The organism is Cellulomonas sp. P22 (assembly GCF_044392165.1).
Window position 1 is genome coordinate 233,206 of sequence record NZ_JBISBW010000004.1, and the last position, 17,049, is coordinate 250,254.

Consider the following 17,049-nt stretch of genomic DNA (forward strand, 5'->3'; position numbering starts at 1 on the left):
CATTCGATCGAGCGTGCATACTCATACAGACACCGTGCATCCCCGAGAGGACACCGCTTCCATGAACACCGTCAGCCGCCTGGCCCCCCTCGGCCTGGCCGCCGTCCTGGCCCTCAGCGCGTGCGGGTCGGGTGAGCAGGCGACCTCCGAGAGCGGCGTCCCTCTCGTCGAGGCCGGCAAGCTCACGGTCTGCGTGAACCCGCCGTTCGAGCCCTTCGCCTACACCGACTCCTCGGGCGAGGTCGTCGGCCTGGACATGGACATCGTGAAGGAGGTCGCGGCCGACCTCGACGTCGAGCTCAGCACCAAGGTCTCCGCGTTCGAGACGATGCAGTCCGGCACGGACCTCGACACGGGCAGCTGCGACATCGTGACGTCGGGCATGACGATCACCCCCGAGCGCGAGGCCAAGCTCGACTTCTCCGAGCCGTACTTCGACGCCGACCAGGGCCTCCTGGTCGCCGCGGGCTCGGGCATCACCGACGTCGCCTCGCTCGCGGGCAAGACCGTCGCCGTGCAGCAGGCCACCACGGGTGAGACCTGGGCCGAGGAGAACGGTCTCGAGACGATCCAGTTCGAGGAGCTCGGGCTGCAGATCAAGGCCCTCGAGACCGGCCAGGTCGACGCCGTCGTCAACGACATCGCCGTGCTCGGCCCGTACACCTCGCAGGGCTTCGAGGTCGCCGCGACGTTCCCCACGGGCGAGCAGTACGGCATGGGCGTCAAGACGGGCAGCACGAAGCTCCTCGACGCGATCAACGCCACCCTCACGCGCATCCACGAGGACGGCACGTACGACACGATCTACTCCGCGCGCATCGGCACCGCCCCCACGGAGGGCTGACATGACGACGACGACGCAGCAGCACCAGCTCGAACGGCCCGGGAGCACCCGGCGCCGGATGAGTCCGCGCCGGCGCGCCCGCATCTCGCGCGGCATCCAGTACGGGGTGCTGCTCGTCGCCGTCGTCGTCGTGGCGTTCGCCACCGACTGGGCCCGAGTCGGCACCTCGTTCTTCAACCCGACGGTCGCGCGCGAGATGCTCCCGAGCCTCGGGGGCGCCCTGCGCAACACGGTCGTCTACACGATCGCGGCCTTCGCGGTGGGCCTGAGCCTCGGCACCGTGCTCGCACTCATGCGGCTGTCGACCGTGCGGGCGTACCGCTGGATCGCGACCGTCTACATCGAGTTCTTCCGCGGCATCCCGGCCCTGCTGGTCGTCCTGACGATCGGCTTCGCCGTGCCGATCGCGTTCGACGTGCAGATCAGCTCGGTCACGACCAAGGTCGCGATCGCGCTCGGGATGGTCTCGGCCGCGTACATCGCCGAGACGCTCCGCGCCGGCATCCAGGCCGTGCCGCGCGGCCAGGTCGAGGCGGCCCGCTCGCTCGGCATGTCCCACTCGCGCACGCTCGCCGTCGTCGTCATCCCGCAGGCCTTCCGCATCGTGCTGCCACCCATGACGAACGAGGTCATCCTGCTGACCAAGGACACCTCGCTGGTGTTCCTGCTCGGCCTCGGGACCGCCCAGTACGAGCTCACGAAGATCGGCCGTGAGGCCCTCACCAACGCCACCGGCGGCCTCACCGGTCTGTTCGTCGTCGGCGCGTGCTACCTGTGCCTGACCATCCCGCTGGGCCTGCTGGCCCGCTGGCTCGAGAACCGCTCCTCCGGAAAGGGGCGCCGCGCATGACGTCCACGTCCCCCACCCCCCTCGACTCCCCCGGCGCCGGGTCGGCCGTCGCCGAGACCCCGGTCGTCGCGATCTCGGGACTGCGCAAGTCGTTCGGCGAGCGCGAGGTCCTGCGCGGCATCGACCTCGAGGTCCGCGCGGGCGAGGTCGTGTGCATCATCGGCCCGTCCGGATCGGGCAAGTCCACGCTGCTGCGCTGCGTCAACCTCCTGGAGCAGCCCACCGCGGGCACCATCGAGGTGCTGGGCACCGAGGTGACCGACCCCGACGTCGACATCGACCTGGTGCGCACGCACGTGGGCATGGTGTTCCAGCAGTTCAACCTGTTCACCCACCGCACCGTGCTCGACAACTGCACCGTGGCGCAGCGGGGCGTGCTCAAGCGCTCGCGCGCCGAGGCCGAGCGCATCGCGCTCGAGAACCTCGACCGGGTGGGCCTGGCCGACCGCGCGCACGCGCTGCCGGGCCAGCTCTCGGGCGGTCAGCAGCAGCGCGTGGCGATCGCCCGGGCGCTGTCGATGGACCCCCAGCTGATGCTCTTCGACGAGCCGACGTCCGCGCTCGACCCCGAGCTCGTCGGCGACGTGCTCGGTGTCATGCGCGACCTCGCCGAGGCCGGGATGACCATGCTCGTGGTCACGCACGAGATGGCGTTCGCGCGTGAGGTCGGCGACCGCGTCGTCTTCATGGACGAGGGCGTGGTCGTCGAGCAGGGCCCCGCGGAGCAGGTGATCAACGCCCCTCAGGAGGAGCGCACGCGCATGTTCCTCCAGCGTGTGCTGGATCCCACGCACCAGCACACGGGTGCCTCGCCGGCACCTGCGACGACCCGCGACTGACGCCACCTACCCGCTCGACTAAGGTCGAATGGCCTGTCCCTCGACCTGGAGCACCCATGCCCGAGTTCCACACCCCCAGCCCGGTCGACGTCGACCCGAGCTGGAGCATCAACACCCTGCTCGCGCGACGGGTCGCCACGGCCCCGCACGGCACGCTGATCGAGCGCTCGTCGGGCCTGGGCGGGACGTGGACGCCGCTGACCGCCGCGGCCTTCGCCGCCGAGGTCACCGCCGCTGCCAAGGGCCTGGTCGCCCGCGGCGTCGAGCCAGGTGACCGGGTCGCGATCATGTCGCGCACGCGCTACGAGTGGACTCTCGCGGACTTCGCGATCTGGGCCGCCGGGGCTGTCGGCGTCCCCGTGTACGAGACGTCGTCGGTCGAGCAGGTGCGCTGGATCCTCTCCGACGCGGGGGTGCGCCTCGCGATCGTCGAGACGGCCGCGCACGCCTCGGTGACCGAGCAGGCCCGCAGCGAGCTGCCCGAGCTGACCGACGTGCTCGTGATCGACGAGGGCGACCTGACCGCGCTCGCCGCCTCGGGCGCCGACGTGACCGACGCCGAGATCGCCCGGCGCAGCGCGATCGCCACGGGTGCCGACCTGGCCACGATCATCTACACGTCGGGCACCACGGGACGCCCCAAGGGCGTCGAGCTCACGCACGGGAACTTCGTCTCGCTGACGCTGTTCGCGGTCGACTCGCTGCACGAGATCTGCGCTGTCCCCGGTGCACGGACCCTGCTGTTCATGCCGCTCGCGCACGTGTTCGCGCGGTTCATCGGCGTGCTCACGATCGCCTCGGGCGCGGTGCTGGGCCACACCCCGGACACCCGCAGCCTCCTCGCCGACCTGGGCACGTTCCATCCGACGTTCATCCTCGCGGTCCCCCGCGTGTTCGAGAAGGTCTACAGCTCGGCCGAGCAGAAGGCCGGCGCCGGCGCCAAGCTCAAGCTGTTCCGGTGGGCCGCGAAGGTCGCGATCACGTCCTCGCGCGCATCGGACACCCCCGGCGGCCCGAGCCTCGTGCTGCGCGCCGAGATGGCCGTCGCGGACGCCCTGGTGCACCGCAAGCTGCGCGCCGCGCTGGGCAACAAGGTCCAGTACGCGATCTCGGGCGGCGCGCCGCTCGGCGAGCGCCTGGGTCACTTCTACCGGGGCATCGGCGTCCGGGTGCTCGAGGGCTACGGCCTCACCGAGACGACAGCCCCGACGTCCGTGAACATGCCGGCGCTGACGAAGATCGGCACGGTGGGCCCCCCGTTCCCCGGCACCGGCATGCGCGTCGACGACGACGGGAACATCTTCGTGACGGGCCCGCACGTGTTCCGGGGCTACCACAACAACCCCGAGGCCACCGCCGAGGTGCTGGTCGACGGCTGGTTCAGCACCGGAGACCTGGGCACCCTCGACGCCGACGGATACCTGAAGATCACGGGTCGCTCCAAGGAGATCATCGTCACGGCCGGTGGCAAGAACGTCGCCCCCGCTGTGCTCGAGGACCGCTTCCGCGGCCACCCGCTCGTCAGCCAGGTCGTGGTGGTGGGCGACGGACGCCCGTTCATCGGGGCCCTCGTCACGCTCGACGCCGAGATGCTGCCCGGCTGGCTCGTCGCGCACGGCCTGCCCCCCATGGACGTCGTGACCGCCTCGACGCACCCCACCGTCGTGGCCGCGCTCGACCGCGCCGCGGACCGCGCCAACGAAGCCGTCTCGCGCGCCGAGTCGATCCGCAAGGTGCACATCCTCCCGCTCGACTTCACCGAGGCCAACGGCTACCTCACGCCGTCCCTCAAGGTGAAGCGAGCCCTCGTCCTGACCGACTTCGCGGACGTGATCGACGAGCTGTACGTCGACAGGCGGGGCTCCTCGGACGCACGCTGAGCGGGTCGAGGCCGGATCAGCCGACGTTGCGCAGCCGGGCGGTGTCGGCCGACTGGCTGAGGACCGAGGCGCTCGGGGTCGAGCTGTCGGTCCACCGCAGCACCGCGCCCACGCCGTCGACCAGCTCGATCGACCCGTCGTCGGCGAACGTCAGCCCGGCGTCCTGCGCCACGGCCGCACGCACGAGCGCCACGTCCGCGGGGACGATCCGGGTCTCGCCCTGCACCCCCATCGACGCGAGCTCCTCGCCCGTGAGCGCGACGTCGAGCGGGTCGGGGCCGATCCACAGCTGACGCTCGCGGAGCACAGCCCCGGGAGCCACCGCGCCGCGCGCCACCACCAGCTCGCTCACCTGACCGCGGCGCAGCACATCCACCACGTCAGCGAGGGCCGTCGCTGCACCCTCACCACGGCCGGTCCCCGTGCGGTACTGCTCGAGCACCTGCTCGCGGCGTCGCATCCGGTGCAGCCGCAGCGCGTCCTCCACGTTCGCGCGGAACGCGTCCCCGTTGACCCCGTCGGCCCGCGAGCCGCCGGGGACCACCACCAGCCGCTCGCGGACGTGCTGACCCACCGCCTCCCGGACCAGACCCACCGCCCGGATGTCCCCGGTCAGCAGCACCAGCTCGGGGACGCGTTCGCTCACCACGCGGTCCAGCTCGGCGGCGACGACCTCTGCGTTGCGCTCCCAGGAGTCCTCGGCGCGGGTCTCGAGCCGCCGCTGCGACGAGCCGCCCTCGCGCACCTTGTGGAGCACGTCGTGGTCGCCGTCGACCACCTCGGCCTCGCCGATCTTCGCGCCCGACCAGTCTGACCAGCTCAGGTCCGCGCCCTGCCGGTCGGCCTCGACGAGCAGGAAGCGGGTGGACTCGTCGGCGGCCTGCGCAGCGGGCAGCAGCACCGGGACCAGCCCCAGGGTCGCCTGCGACTGCGCGGGCGGGGCCGCGAGGATCCTGTCGACCCGCACACCCTCGGCGTCGGCGACGATGACCCGGCCGTGCGCGCCCGCGACACCGGTCGGCTGGGACACCAGCTCGCCGATGTCCTCCATGACCGACACCGGGGCTCCCTGCACCTCCAGGTCACGTCGGAGCTGGTGCCATCGGTCGAGGGCGTCGCTCCCACCGGCGGTGTCTGCCGCCGTCGAGTCGAGGTACACCGTGGTGAACGGGGCGGGTCGGCCGAGCAACGGCTTGAGCCAGTGCAGATCCATGGAGCAGCGCCTCCGGGGGGACGAGGGTGAACCTGGTCACGGTCCCCGTGACCAGGTGCTGACCTCTCCACCCTCCGCCACATCAGGAGGGGGCGCCACTGCGCACAGCGGGGCGCCCCACGGGTGTCACTCGGGCGCGACGGGCCCGTTCGCGATCTCCTCGTGGTGCCGGATGACCTCCTCGACGATGAACGCCAGGAACTTCTCGGCGAACACCGGGTCGAGCTCGGCCTCGTGCGCCAGTGAGCGCAGGCGGGCCACCTGCCGGGCCTCGCGACCAGGGTCCGACGGGGGCAGGCCGTGGGCGGCCTTGAGCACGCCCACCTGCTGCGTCGCCTTGAACCGCTCCGCGAGCAGGTACACCAGCGCCGCGTCGATGTTGTCGATGCTGCCGCGCAGGCGCAGCAGGTCGGCGGGCAGCGCAGGGGTCGTCTCGTCGTTCACGAAGCGATCCTAGGCCGGGCGGTGCACAGCCCGGGGCGGGTGACCGTCAGGCCGACTTCTCGCGCGGCGTCCGCTTGGTGCTGGGGGCCTCACGCGGGACGAGCGTCGGGTTGACGTTCTCCCGCACGACCTCGCGCGTGATGACCACACGCTCGACGTCGTCACGGCTCGGCACCTCGAACATCACCTGCTGGAGGACCTCCTCCATGATGGCCCGCAGCCCGCGCGCGCCGGTGCCGCGCAGCAGCGCCTGGTCGGCGATGGCCGCCACCGCGTCGTCGGTGAACTCGAGCTCGACGCCGTCGATCTCGAACATGCGCTGGTACTGCTTGATGAGCGCGTTGCGCGGCTCGGTCAGGATCCGCACGAGCGCGTCCTGGTCGAGCGGGGAGACGGTGGTGATGACGGGCACGCGGCCGATGAACTCGGGGATGAGCCCGAACTTCAGCAGGTCCTCGGGCATGACCTCGCCGTACACGTCGGCGTCGTCGGCCGAGTGCAGCGGGGCGCCGAAGCCGATGCCGCGCCGTCCGGCCCGCGAGGTGATGATCTCGTCGAGGCCCGCGAAGGCGCCCGCGACGATGAACAGCACGTTCGTGGTGTCGATCTGGATGAACTCCTGGTGCGGGTGCTTGCGCCCACCCTGCGGCGGCACCGACGCCGTGGTCCCCTCGAGGATCTTCAGCAGCGCCTGCTGCACGCCCTCGCCCGAGACGTCACGCGTGATCGACGGGTTCTCGCTCTTGCGGGCGATCTTGTCGACCTCGTCGATGTAGATGATGCCCGTCTCGGCCTTCTTGACGTCGTAGTCAGCGGCCTGGATGAGCTTGAGGAGGATGTTCTCGACGTCCTCACCGACGTAGCCGGCCTCGGTCAGCGCGGTGGCGTCGGCGATCGCGAACGGCACGTTGAGCATCTTGGCGAGGGTCTGCGCGAGGTACGTCTTGCCGCAGCCCGTGGGGCCGATCAGCAGGATGTTCGACTTCGCGATCTCGATCGCGTCCTGCCCTGCGGTGCTCTGCGCGCCGCGGGCGAGCTCCCCCGCCTGGATGCGCTTGTAGTGGTTGTACACCGCGACCGCGAGCGAACGCTTCGCCGCGTCCTGCCCGATGACGTACTCCTCGAGGAACGCGTAGATCTCCTTGGGCTTGGGCAGGTCGACCATGCCCAGCTCGGTGGCCTCCGCGAGCTCTTCCTCGATGATCTCGTTGCACAGCTCGATGCACTCGTCGCAGATGTAGACCCCTGGCCCCGCGATGAGCTTCTTGACCTGCTTCTGGGACTTGCCGCAGAACGAGCACTTGAGGAGATCGGCCCCGTCCCCGATGCGAGCCACGTCCGTCCCCTTCCCTCGTGTCGCACCTCGCCCGGCGGGCGGTGCGTCATCCGCGGTCCGCGTCGAACTGGACGCTTGACCGTGCTTCCCCCATTGCACACCACCGACGGCGTGATGTCAGCCCGCCGGGCCGCACCGGAGGTGGCGTGTCCCGACCGGGCCCGGTGTGCGGGCCCGGTCGGGGTCGGTCACCTGGGCTCGACGACCGTGGCCGCTGCGCCCTTGCGCGAGGCGAGCACCTGGTCCACCAGGCCGTACTCGAGCGCCTGCGAGGCCGTGAGGATCTTGTCGCGCTCGATGTCCTGACGCACCTGCTCGACCGCACGGCCCGTGTGGTGCGCGAGCGTCTCCTCGAGCCACTCGCGCATGCGGATCAGCTCGTTCGCGTGGATCTCGATGTCCGACGCCTGCGCGTAGCCACCGTTCTCCATCGCGGGCTGGTGGATGAGCACGCGGGCGTTCGGCAGCGCGAGCCGCTTGCCCGGGGTGCCCGCGGCGAGCAGCACCGCGGCGGCCGAGGCCGCCTGGCCCAGGCAGACCGTCTGCACGTGCGGCTTGATGTACTGCATCGTGTCGTAGATGGCCGTCAGCGCGGTGAACGAGCCACCGGGCGAGTTGATGTACAGCGTGATGTCACGGTCCGGGTCGGTGCTCTCGAGCACCAGCAGCTGGGCCATGACGTCGTCGGCCGACGCGTCGTCCACCTGCACGCCGAGGAAGATGATGCGGTCCTCGAACAGCTTGGTGTAGGGGTCCTGGCGCTTGAAGCCGTAGGCCGTGCGCTCCTCGAACTGGGGCAGCACGTACCGCCCGTTCGGCGACGTCGCCATGCCGCCGGGGCCGTCCAGGCGCCCGGCGCGGGCCATGAACTGGGACTCGATGCTCACTGGGTGTCTCCTCGTGTCTCGCGGTGGTCGGTCGGCGCGGCGGTCAGGAGTTGTCCGTGCCGCCGCCGCCGGTGACGGAGCCGGAGGTCGTCACGACGTGGTCGACGAACCCGTACTCGAGCGCCTCGGTCGCGGTGAACCAGCGGTCGCGGTCTGCGTCCGCGTTGATCTGCTCGGCGCTCTTGCCGGTCTGCTCCGCGGTGAGCTCCGCGAGGACCTTCTTCATGTGCATGATCAGCTGGGCGTTGATCCGCACGTCCGTGGCCGTGCCGCTGATGCCGCCCGAGGGCTGGTGCATCATCACGCGGGCGTGCGGCGTGGCGTAACGCTTGCCCTTGGCGCCCGAGGAGAGCAGGAACTGCCCCATCGAGGCGGCCATGCCCATCGCGATCGTGGCGACGTCCGGGCCGATGTACTGCATCGTGTCGTAGATCGCCATGCCTGCGGTGATCGAGCCACCGGGCGAGTTGATGTACAGCCAGATGTCCTTCTCAGGGTCCTCGGCTGCCAGCAGCATCATCTGGGCGCAGATGGCGTTCGCGTTCTCGTCGCGAACCTCCGTGCCGAGCCAGATGATGCGTTCACGCAGCAGCCGGTTGTAGATGCTGTCGTTGAGGCCGAGCCCCGCAGAGTCGGCCCGGGCGATCCCCGGCGTGTGGTCGTTCACGAAGGCTCCCTCGTCAGACTGTGTCGGTCGAGACCCCGGACCCCTTGGTCCGGACCTGACCCCTGCACGTGCTGCGACCCTAACGCGGAGCGCCCGCCCCGAACGTCCCCGCGGGCAGCGTTTTCGCTGACGGCGCACACACGGCGCCGGACAGCACGAGAGCCCCGCGCCACAGGGGCGCGGGGCTCTCGTCGGGTCTGCTGACGATCAGGCCTGGGGCTTGCCGTCCGCGGCCGTCTCGTCGTCGAAGACGATGTCCGACTCGTCGTCCGCCACGGTCGCGGCGGCGGCCTCGGTCGCGGCGTCGGCGGCGTCAGCCGCCGCGTCCTCCTCGTCCGAGCCGATGAACTCGGAGAGGTCCACCTCGTTGCCCGAGGCGTCCTTGACGGTGACCTGACGCAGCGCGACCGCGAGCGCCTTCGAGCGCGCGACCTCGCCGACCATCGCGGGGATCTGACCCTGCTGGTCGATCGTCTGGATGAACGTGTTCGGGTCCATGCCGTACTGGCGCGACGCGCTCACGAGGTAGTCGAGCAGCTCGCTCTGGCTGACCTTCGTCTCGAGGTTCTCGGCGAGAGTGTCGAGCAGGATCTGGTTGCGCAGGGCCGTGGTGGCCTGCTCCGTGACCTCGGCGCGGTGCTCGTCGTCCTCGAGGCGGCTCTCGCCCTCGAGGTGGCGGTGCACCTCGTTCTCGACGACGCCGACCGGGACCGGGATCTCAGCGGCGGCGAGCAGCTGCTCGAGCAGCAGGTCGCGGGCCTGGACGGCCTGGTTCGAGGCCTTGATGCGCGCGGCCTGCTCGCGCAGGTCGTCCTGCAGCTCGGCCAGCGTGTCGAACTCGCTCGCCAGCTGGGCGAAGTCGTCGTCCGCGTCAGGAAGCTCGCGCTGCTTGACCGTCGTGGCCGTGACCGTCACCTGGGCGGTCTCGCCCGCACGGTCGCCGCCCGCGAGAGCCGTCTCGAACGTGGTGGTCTCGCCGGCCGAGAGGCCCGTGAGCGCCTCGTCGAGGCCCTCGAGCATGTTGCCCGAACCGATCTGGTAGCTGATGCCCGAGACCGAGTCGACCTGCTCGTCGTCGATCTTCGCCTCGAGGTCCAGCACGACGAAGTCGCCCTCGGCCGCGGGGGTGTCGACGCCCACGAGGGTGCTGAAGCGCTCGCGCAGCGCGTCCAGGCGGCCCGTGACGTCCTCGTCGGTGACCTCGACGTCGTCGACCGTCAGCGTGATGCCGTCGAGCGCGGGGATCGTGATCTCGGGGCGGACCTCGACCTCGGCCGTGAAGTGCAGCTCGCCCTCGGCCTCGGTGAGCTCGGGGACCTTCGTGACCTCGACCTCGGGCTGACCCAGCGGGCGCAGCTTGTTGTCGCGCACGGCCTCGGCGTAGAAGCCCGAGAGCCCTTCGTTGATGGCGTGCTCAAGCACCGCACCGCGACCCACGCGCTGGTCGATGATCCGCGGCGGGATCTTGCCCTTGCGGAAGCCCGGCACCGTCACCGACTCGGCGATGTGCTTGTAGGCGTGGTCGATGCTCGGCTTGAGCTCGTCGTACGACACCTCGACGGTCAGCTTGACCTTGGTGGCGTCCAGGCTCTCGACGGCGCTCTTCACTTCAGTGGTCTCCAACTGCTCGGGTGGTGCGCCGGATTCTCCGGCCTGGTCGCAGACGCACGCCACGAGGCGGACGTTCGCTGCTTCGCGGGGCACGCGGCGGCGCGTGCGGGTAAGAACAGGACGCGCGCACCGGCCCGTCGATCCTACGGCACCGCACTCCCCCGCTGCCACGTGCGGCCCCGCAGGGTCCGGGGTCCACGTGCGAGGACGCCACCGCGGATCGACCCGATGAGCTGTCGGCTCGCCGGGTCGACCCGTGGTGTCAGGCCCGGGCCGGCTCGGCCTCGTCCACGGGGTGCGTCGGGTGCGGGTGGGTCCGCTCGAGGGCGGCACCCTCCACGTCGACGTTGGGCAGGATGCGGTCGAGCCAGGCCGGGAGCCACCAGGCGGCGTCGCCGAGCAGGTGCATCACCGCGGGGATGAGCAGCAGCCGGACCACGAACGCGTCGAGCAGCACGCCGAACGCGAGGCCGAACCCGATCGACTTGATCATCGCGGAGTCGGCGAACACGAAGCCCGCGAACACCGAGATCATGATGATCGCGGCGGCGACCACGACGGTCCTGCCGGCGTGCAGCCCGCGCCGGACGGCGAGCCGCGCCGGGACGCCGTGGGCGTAGGACTCGCGCATCCCGGAGACGAGGAACAGCTGGTAGTCCATCGCGAGCCCGAACAGGATGCCCACGAGCAGGATGGGCAGGAAGCTGAGGATCGGGCCCGGGTCGTGGACCCCGAACACCGAGGAGAGCCAGCCCCACTGGAAGATCGCGGTGATGCCGCCGAACGCCGCGAACAGCGACAGCACGAACCCGAGCGTCGCGGTCACGGGGACCAGGATCGACCGGAAGACGAAGATCATGATGATCAGCGACAGGCCGACGACGACCGCCAGGTAGAGCGGCAGGACCCCCGCGAGCTTCTCGGAGATGTCGATGTTCCCGCTCGCGTTTCCCGCGACGCCCAGCTCGACGTCACCGGCCAGCGGTGAGAGGTCCCGCAGGTCGCGGACCAGCTGCTCGGTCGACTCGCTCGTCGGACCCTCGTCGGGGATCACCTGGAACGCGAGCATCGTCGCGTCCTGCGACGCACCGATGGGGGCGACCGCGCGGACGTCGTCCACCGCCATCAGCTGCTGCCCGACCGCGACCTGCTCGGCGAGGAGGTCGTCCTCCGCGATCGCCGCGGGGAGCTCGGCGACGACCAGCAGCGGGCCGTTGAGCCCCGCGCCGAACTGCTTCTCGACGATCTTGAACGCCTGGTACTGCGAGGACTCGACGGGTTCCGCGGAGCCGTCGGGCAGCCCGAGCCGCATCGACAGCGCGGGCAGCGCGACGACCGCGAGCACCACGACGCCGGCGACGAGCGTGAGGACCGCACGCACCGTCGACATCGGCTTCATCGGCACGCGCGCCGGGGCGGTGCGGGCCGTGCTCCGGGTGCGCCGGGGCAGGATGCGCGGCCCGATGATCGCGAGCAGCGCCGGGGTGAGCGTGATCGCGACCAGGATCGCGACGGCGACGCAGACGGCCGCGACCGTGCCCATCAGGCCCAGGAACGGGATCCCGCTGATGTTGAGGGCCAGCAGCGCGATGAGCACGGTGGAACCCGCGAACACCACAGCGTTGCCCGAGGTGCCGTTCGCCAGGCCGATCGACTCGTGCAGCTCGACGCCGTCACGGAGCTGGTTGCGGTGCCGGTTGAGGATGAACAGCGAGTAGTCGATCCCGACCGCGAGGCCGAGCATCACGCCGAGGATCGGGGTGACCGAGAGCATGTCGACCGTGCCGGAGAACGCCAGGGCGCCCATCACGCCGACCCCGACGCCGACGAGCGCGTTGAGCAGCGGCAGACCGGCCCCGATCAGGGTGCCGAGCATGACGAACAGCGTGACGGCGGCGATCACGACACCGACGAGCTCCCCCACCCCGCCGATCGTGGGGATGCTCTGCGAGATCTCGCTCGACAGCGCCACCTCGACGCCGTCGACCGACGCGTCGGACAGGACCTGTCCGACCTCCTCCTTCACCTCGGCCGGGACCTCCATGAGGCTCGCGTCGAACTGCACGGTCGCGAGCGCGGTGCTGCCGTCCTCCGAGACGGTCCGCAGGGCCGAGGCCATGTCGACCAGCTCGGCGCCCTGCTCGAGCGCGACGCGCTGGGCGTCGAGCTCGGCCTGCCCCTGCTCGAGGACGGAGAGCTGCGCGTCGATCTGCGCCTGCTGGGCGTCGAGGGTCGGGCTGACCTGCGCGAGCATGCCCGCCTGCTCAGCCTGGGCCCGCGCGGCGTCGAGCTGCTCCTGACCCGCCTCGAGCTGCTGCCGGCCCTCGTCGATCTGCGCCTGGCCGTCCGCGAGCTGCTGCTGCGCACCGGCGACCTGCTGCGTCTGCCCGTCGAGCTCGGCCTGCGAGGCGAACGGGTCGATCGTCGCGCTCACGCCGTCCAGGTCCGCCACATCGGTGAGCACGCCGGCGATCGCGTCGCGCTGCTCCTGCGTGAACGGGGAGCCGTCGGCCGTCTGGAAGACGACGGTCCCGGCACCACCGCTCGCCTGCGGGAACTTCTCCGCGAGTGCGTCCGTGACCTGCGCGGTCGCCGTGCCGGGGATGCTGACGGCGGACGTCAGCGTGCCCTGACCCACCGCGAACCCGGCGGCCGCCAGTGCGACGACCACCGCCCACGCGGCGACCACGACCCAGGCACGACGGGCGGAGAGACGCCCCAGTCTGTACAGCAGCTCAGCCATGTTCTCTGTTCTTCCGGGTGGTGGCGGACAGCTCAGGCCACCGGCATGTAGCCGGTGCGCACCGAGGTGATGAGGCGGTCCATCAGCTCGCGCCACGCTGCGCGGGAGTCGTCGTCGGTCGCGGCGTCGGTGCGGTGGATCCAGTGCACGGCGATCACCACGAGACCGTTCATGAGCGAGGCGACCATCAGCTCGACGTCGAGCGGGTCGGCGGTCGCGTTCCGGCGCATGGCCTCGGCCGCGAGCTGCTCGGAGATCCGGGAGAACGCCTCGTGCACGAGCCGCCTCGCCCGTGGGTCGTCCGCCGCGCCGCCACCGAGGGCGGGCCAGAGGTAGGCGATGGCCGTCACGAGGTCGGTGGACCGGAGCGTCTGGGCGATCTCCTCGAACATCGCCGAGCGGCTGCCGTCACCGACGGGGGTGGCCGCGGCGGCCGCCTGGAAGTTCTCGACCACCACGGCGAGGACCTGGGTGCACGCGGTCAGGACGACGTCGTCGATCGACGTGAAGTGGTTGAACACGGTCCGGCGGGCGATGCCGGCACGCTCGGCCAGCTCGTCGACGCTGAACCGTGGTCCGCCGCGCTCGGCGATCAGGCCCGTGGCGGCCTGCAGGATCGCGCACCGGTGGCGGGCCTTCAGCGCGTCGCGGGGGTTCGCCGCGGGCTCGGTCACGCCGCGACACTACGTCCGCGTTGCACTGGGTGCAATCAGATGCGGCCCTGCTGGTCGGGATGGCGGGATTCGAACCCACGACCTTCCGCTCCCAAAGCGGACGCGCTACCAACCTGCGCCACATCCCGTGCGCCCGCGAGTCTAGTGCGCAGGCCCTGGTCGGAGGGACGGCTGGACGCGACTTCGCGACCACCACCTCGGAACCGCTACCCTTGTGGCCGCAGCCCGGCTCCGTGCCGGCCGCGCGGGTGTAGCTCAATGGTAGAGCCCCAGTCTTCCAAACTGGCTACGGGAGTTCGATTCTCCTCACCCGCTCCCCGTCCACGACTCGCCCTCGATCGATCCCCTGCCTAGCCTGAGAGCCTGAGACAGGGGGCTTCTCATGGCTGCTGACGACATCACCGTCGATCCGTCGCTCGTCGATCTGTACAAAGACATCCACAGCCATCCGGAGCTCGGGTTCCAGGTGCAGCGGACCGCCGGGATGGTGGCCGACCGGCTGCGGGATCTCGGGTTCGACGTCACCACCGGGATCGGGAAGACCGGCGTCGCCGGGGTCCTGAAGAACGGGCCGGGACCGGTCGCGCTGCTCCGGGCCGACATGGACGCCCTGCCCGTCAAGGAGGACACCGGCCTCCCCTACGCGAGCACCGCGACCGCCACCGACGAGAGCGGCAAGGTCGTCCCCGTCGCGCACGCGTGCGGCCACGACCTGCACACGACGTGCCTGCTGGGGGCCGCACAGGTGCTCTCGACCGGCACGGACAGCTGGTCCGGCACCCTGGTCGTCGTGTTCCAGCCCGCCGAGGAGCTCGGCGCCGGTGCGCAGGCCATGGTCGACGACGGCCTCTACACCAAGGTCCCGAAGCCCGACGTCGTGCTGGGCCAGCACGTGGCACCGCTGCCGGCCGGGAAGATCGCCGGGCACCCCGGTGCGTCCTACGCAGGCTCCGACTCCCTGCGCGTGCACCTGGTCGGCAGAGGGGCGCACGGGTCGATGCCGGAGGCCTCGGTCGACCCCGTCGTGATGGCTGCAGCGACGATCCTGCGTCTGCAGACGATCGTCTCCCGAGAGATCCCCAGCACGGCGACCACCGTGCTGACAGTCGGGTCGGTCCACGCGGGCGACGCGGCGAACGTCATCCCCGGCGAGGCCGAGCTGCAGCTCAACATCCGCAGCTACGACGAGTCCGTGCGTCAGCACATCCTGTCCTCCGTCGACCGGATCGTCCGGGGCGAGGCCACGACCTCGGGAGCGCCGAGCGAGCCGACGATCACGGAGATCGAGCGGTTCCCCGTCGTCGTCAACGACGCGGCCGCGCTCGAGAAGACGCTGCACGCCTTCGCCGCATGGCTGGGAGCCGACAAGATCCTCGACCCGGGCGCCGGAGCCGGGAGCGAAGACGTGGGCATCCTGGCGACCGCCGCGGGCGCGCCGCTGTCCTACTGGCTGCTCGGCGGCACCGACCCGTCGCTGTTCACCACCGGCGACATGAGCGACCCGGCGCTGCGCAAGGTGCCGTCCAACCACTCGCCGCACTACGCACCGGTCATCGACCCGACCCTGACGATCGGCGTGCGCGCCCTCGTCATCGCCGCGAGGACGTGGTTGCCGACCGCCTGAGCGAACCTCCCCGGTCGGAGAACCCGCTCCGAGGTGCCGCCCCCGAGAGGGACAAACTAGTCTGAATCAGACACGGAGCCGCCCGACGGCGGGCGACCCGCCGAACGAGGAGGAGCACCGTGCCGAGCAACAGAGCCGTTGCCTACAAGAGCCCCGGAGTCGTCGAGGTCATCGACACCGACTACCCCGACTTCGAGCTGCACGACGGGCCAGGGGTCAACCCGGCCAACATCGGGAGGAAGGTCCCGCACGGCGCGATCCTCAAGACGGTCGCGACCAACATCTGCGGATCCGACCAGCACATGGTCCGTGGCCGCACGACGGCACCGGCGGACCTGGTGCTGGGCCACGAGATCACCGGGGAGGTGGTCGAGGTCGGTGAGGACGTCGAGTTCATCCACGTCGGCGACCTGGTGTCCGTGCCGTTCAACATCTCCTGCGGGCGCTGTCGCAACTGCAAGGAGCGCAAGACCGGCGTCTGCCTGAACGTGAACCCGGACCGCCCGGGCAGCGCGTACGGCTACGTGGACATGGGCGGCTGGGTCGGGGGGCAGGCCGAGTTCGTGCTCGTGCCGTACGCCGACTGGAACCTGCTGCGGTTCCCGGACAAGGACCAGGCGATGGAGAAGATCCTCGACCTGGCGATGCTCTCGGACATCTTCCCGACCGGCTTCCACGGAGCGGTGACCGCCGGCGTCGGGGTCGGGTCGACGGTGTACGTCGCGGGCGCCGGTCCGGTCGGTCTCGCCGCGGCCACCAGCGCGCTGCTGCTGGGTGCTTCGGCCGTGATCGTCGGGGACATGAACGCCGACCGGCTGGCCCAGGCCCGCAGCTTCGGCTGCGAGACCGTCGACCTTTCCCTGGGTGACCCCGCCTCGCAGATCGAGCAGATCCTCGGCGTCCCCGAGGTCGACTGCGCGGTCGACGCCGTCGGGTTCGAGGCCAAGGGCCACGGGCACGACTCCGGGCACGAGGCGCCGGCGACGGTGCTCAACTCCCTGATGGACATCACCGCCGCCGGAGGCGCCCTCGGCATCCCCGGGCTCTACGTCACCGGCGACCCGGGCGGCATCGACGCGGCCGCCCAGATCGGCTCGCTGTCCCTGAGCCTCGGCACCGGGTGGGCCAAGTCGCTGTCGTTCACCACCGGCCAGTGCCCCGTCATGAAGTACAACCGGGGCCTGATGATGGCGATCCTGGGCGACCGCGTGCACATCGCGGACAACGTCAACGCGGTCGCCATCACGCTCGACCAGGCACCGGCCGGCTACGCCGAGTTCGACGCCGGGGCTGCCCGCAAGTACGTGCTCAACCCGAACGGATACCTCGCCGCAGTCTGAGCGGCGTCGGGGGGGGGGGGGGGGGGGGGGGGGGGGAAACACCCCCCCCCCCCCCCCCACCCCCACCCCCACCCCCCCCACCCCCCCCCCCCCCCCC

14 protein-coding genes and 2 tRNA genes are annotated in these 17,049 nt (G+C 70.9%); 7 read left to right on the forward strand and 9 right to left on the reverse strand.

The features are described 5' to 3' along the window. The first annotated feature begins 61 nt into the window (after nt 1–61). The 4 genes from ACGIF2_RS05135 to ACGIF2_RS05150 are packed head-to-tail and all read left to right on the forward strand — an operon-like array spanning nt 62 to nt 4,413. Nucleotides 62–844, forward strand: a complete 783-nt coding sequence (locus ACGIF2_RS05135) for an ABC transporter substrate-binding protein (RefSeq protein WP_396044178.1) — start codon at nt 62–64, stop codon at nt 842–844. A gap of 1 nt (nt 845) precedes the next feature. Further along, on the forward strand, nt 846–1,694 hold the full coding sequence (locus ACGIF2_RS05140; RefSeq protein WP_396044180.1) for an amino acid ABC transporter permease: 849 nt from the start codon (nt 846–848) through the stop codon (nt 1,692–1,694). After that, entirely contained in the window at nt 1,691–2,533 is an 843-nt protein-coding gene (locus tag ACGIF2_RS05145; RefSeq protein ID WP_396044182.1) for an amino acid ABC transporter ATP-binding protein, read from the forward strand. Before ACGIF2_RS05140 ends, ACGIF2_RS05145 begins: the two co-directional genes overlap by 4 nt. 56 nt (nt 2,534–2,589) lie before the next feature. After that, nucleotides 2,590–4,413 (forward strand): AMP-dependent synthetase/ligase, encoded by a 1,824-nt coding sequence (locus ACGIF2_RS05150; RefSeq protein ID WP_396044184.1) that lies wholly within the window; start codon nt 2,590–2,592, stop codon nt 4,411–4,413. A 16-nt stretch (nt 4,414–4,429) separates the two neighbouring features. Here ACGIF2_RS05150 and ACGIF2_RS05155 read toward each other — a convergent pair whose 3' ends face one another. From ACGIF2_RS05155 to ACGIF2_RS05195, 9 genes are all read right to left on the reverse strand, one after another. Beyond that, on the reverse strand, nt 4,430–5,626 hold the full coding sequence (locus tag ACGIF2_RS05155; RefSeq protein ID WP_396044186.1) for a Vms1/Ankzf1 family peptidyl-tRNA hydrolase: 1,197 nt from the start codon (nt 5,624–5,626) through the stop codon (nt 4,430–4,432). Nucleotides 5,627–5,752: 126 nt separating this feature from the next. After that, the gene (locus ACGIF2_RS05160) at nt 5,753–6,070 is read right to left on the reverse strand and encodes a chorismate mutase (protein ID WP_396044188.1); all 318 of its coding nucleotides are present in this window, start codon (nt 6,068–6,070) and stop codon (nt 5,753–5,755) included. 46 nt (nt 6,071–6,116) lie between these two features. Continuing rightward, the gene (clpX, locus tag ACGIF2_RS05165) at nt 6,117–7,406 is read right to left on the reverse strand and encodes an ATP-dependent Clp protease ATP-binding subunit ClpX (protein WP_396044190.1); all 1,290 of its coding nucleotides are present in this window, start codon (nt 7,404–7,406) and stop codon (nt 6,117–6,119) included. Nucleotides 7,407–7,594: 188 nt separating this feature from the next. Next, nucleotides 7,595–8,293 (reverse strand): ATP-dependent Clp protease proteolytic subunit, encoded by a 699-nt coding sequence (locus tag ACGIF2_RS05170; protein WP_396044192.1) that lies wholly within the window; start codon nt 8,291–8,293, stop codon nt 7,595–7,597. Between the two features lie 43 nt (nt 8,294–8,336). Beyond that, a complete protein-coding gene (locus tag ACGIF2_RS05175; RefSeq protein WP_396044194.1) occupies nt 8,337–8,960 on the reverse strand; it encodes an ATP-dependent Clp protease proteolytic subunit in 624 nt (207 codons plus the stop codon). A 207-nt stretch (nt 8,961–9,167) separates the two neighbouring features. Next, the gene (gene tig, locus ACGIF2_RS05180) at nt 9,168–10,568 is read right to left on the reverse strand and encodes a trigger factor (RefSeq protein ID WP_396044196.1); all 1,401 of its coding nucleotides are present in this window, start codon (nt 10,566–10,568) and stop codon (nt 9,168–9,170) included. A gap of 265 nt (nt 10,569–10,833) precedes the next feature. Further along, nucleotides 10,834–13,314 (reverse strand): MMPL family transporter, encoded by a 2,481-nt coding sequence (locus ACGIF2_RS05185; RefSeq protein ID WP_396044198.1) that lies wholly within the window; start codon nt 13,312–13,314, stop codon nt 10,834–10,836. A 32-nt stretch (nt 13,315–13,346) separates the two neighbouring features. Next, nucleotides 13,347–13,988 carry a TetR/AcrR family transcriptional regulator gene (locus ACGIF2_RS05190; protein WP_396044201.1) on the reverse strand — a complete coding sequence of 214 codons (642 nt, stop codon included), beginning with the start codon at nt 13,986–13,988 and terminating at the stop codon, nt 13,347–13,349. Between the two features lie 51 nt (nt 13,989–14,039). Then, a tRNA-Pro gene (locus tag ACGIF2_RS05195) sits at nt 14,040–14,116 on the reverse strand. Nucleotides 14,117–14,232: 116 nt separating this feature from the next. Here ACGIF2_RS05195 and ACGIF2_RS05200 point away from each other — a divergent pair. The 3 genes from ACGIF2_RS05200 (at nt 14,233) to fdhA (ending at nt 16,952) form a co-directional block, all read left to right on the forward strand. Beyond that, nucleotides 14,233–14,303, forward strand: a tRNA-Gly gene (locus ACGIF2_RS05200). Between the two features lie 67 nt (nt 14,304–14,370). Further along, entirely contained in the window at nt 14,371–15,612 is a 1,242-nt protein-coding gene (locus tag ACGIF2_RS05205; protein WP_396044203.1) for an amidohydrolase, read from the forward strand. 119 nt (nt 15,613–15,731) lie between these two features. Next, nucleotides 15,732–16,952, forward strand: coding sequence for a formaldehyde dehydrogenase, glutathione-independent (gene fdhA / locus ACGIF2_RS05210; protein ID WP_396044206.1), 1,221 nt, complete (start codon nt 15,732–15,734; stop codon nt 16,950–16,952). The last annotated feature ends 97 nt before the right edge of the window (nt 16,953–17,049 follow it).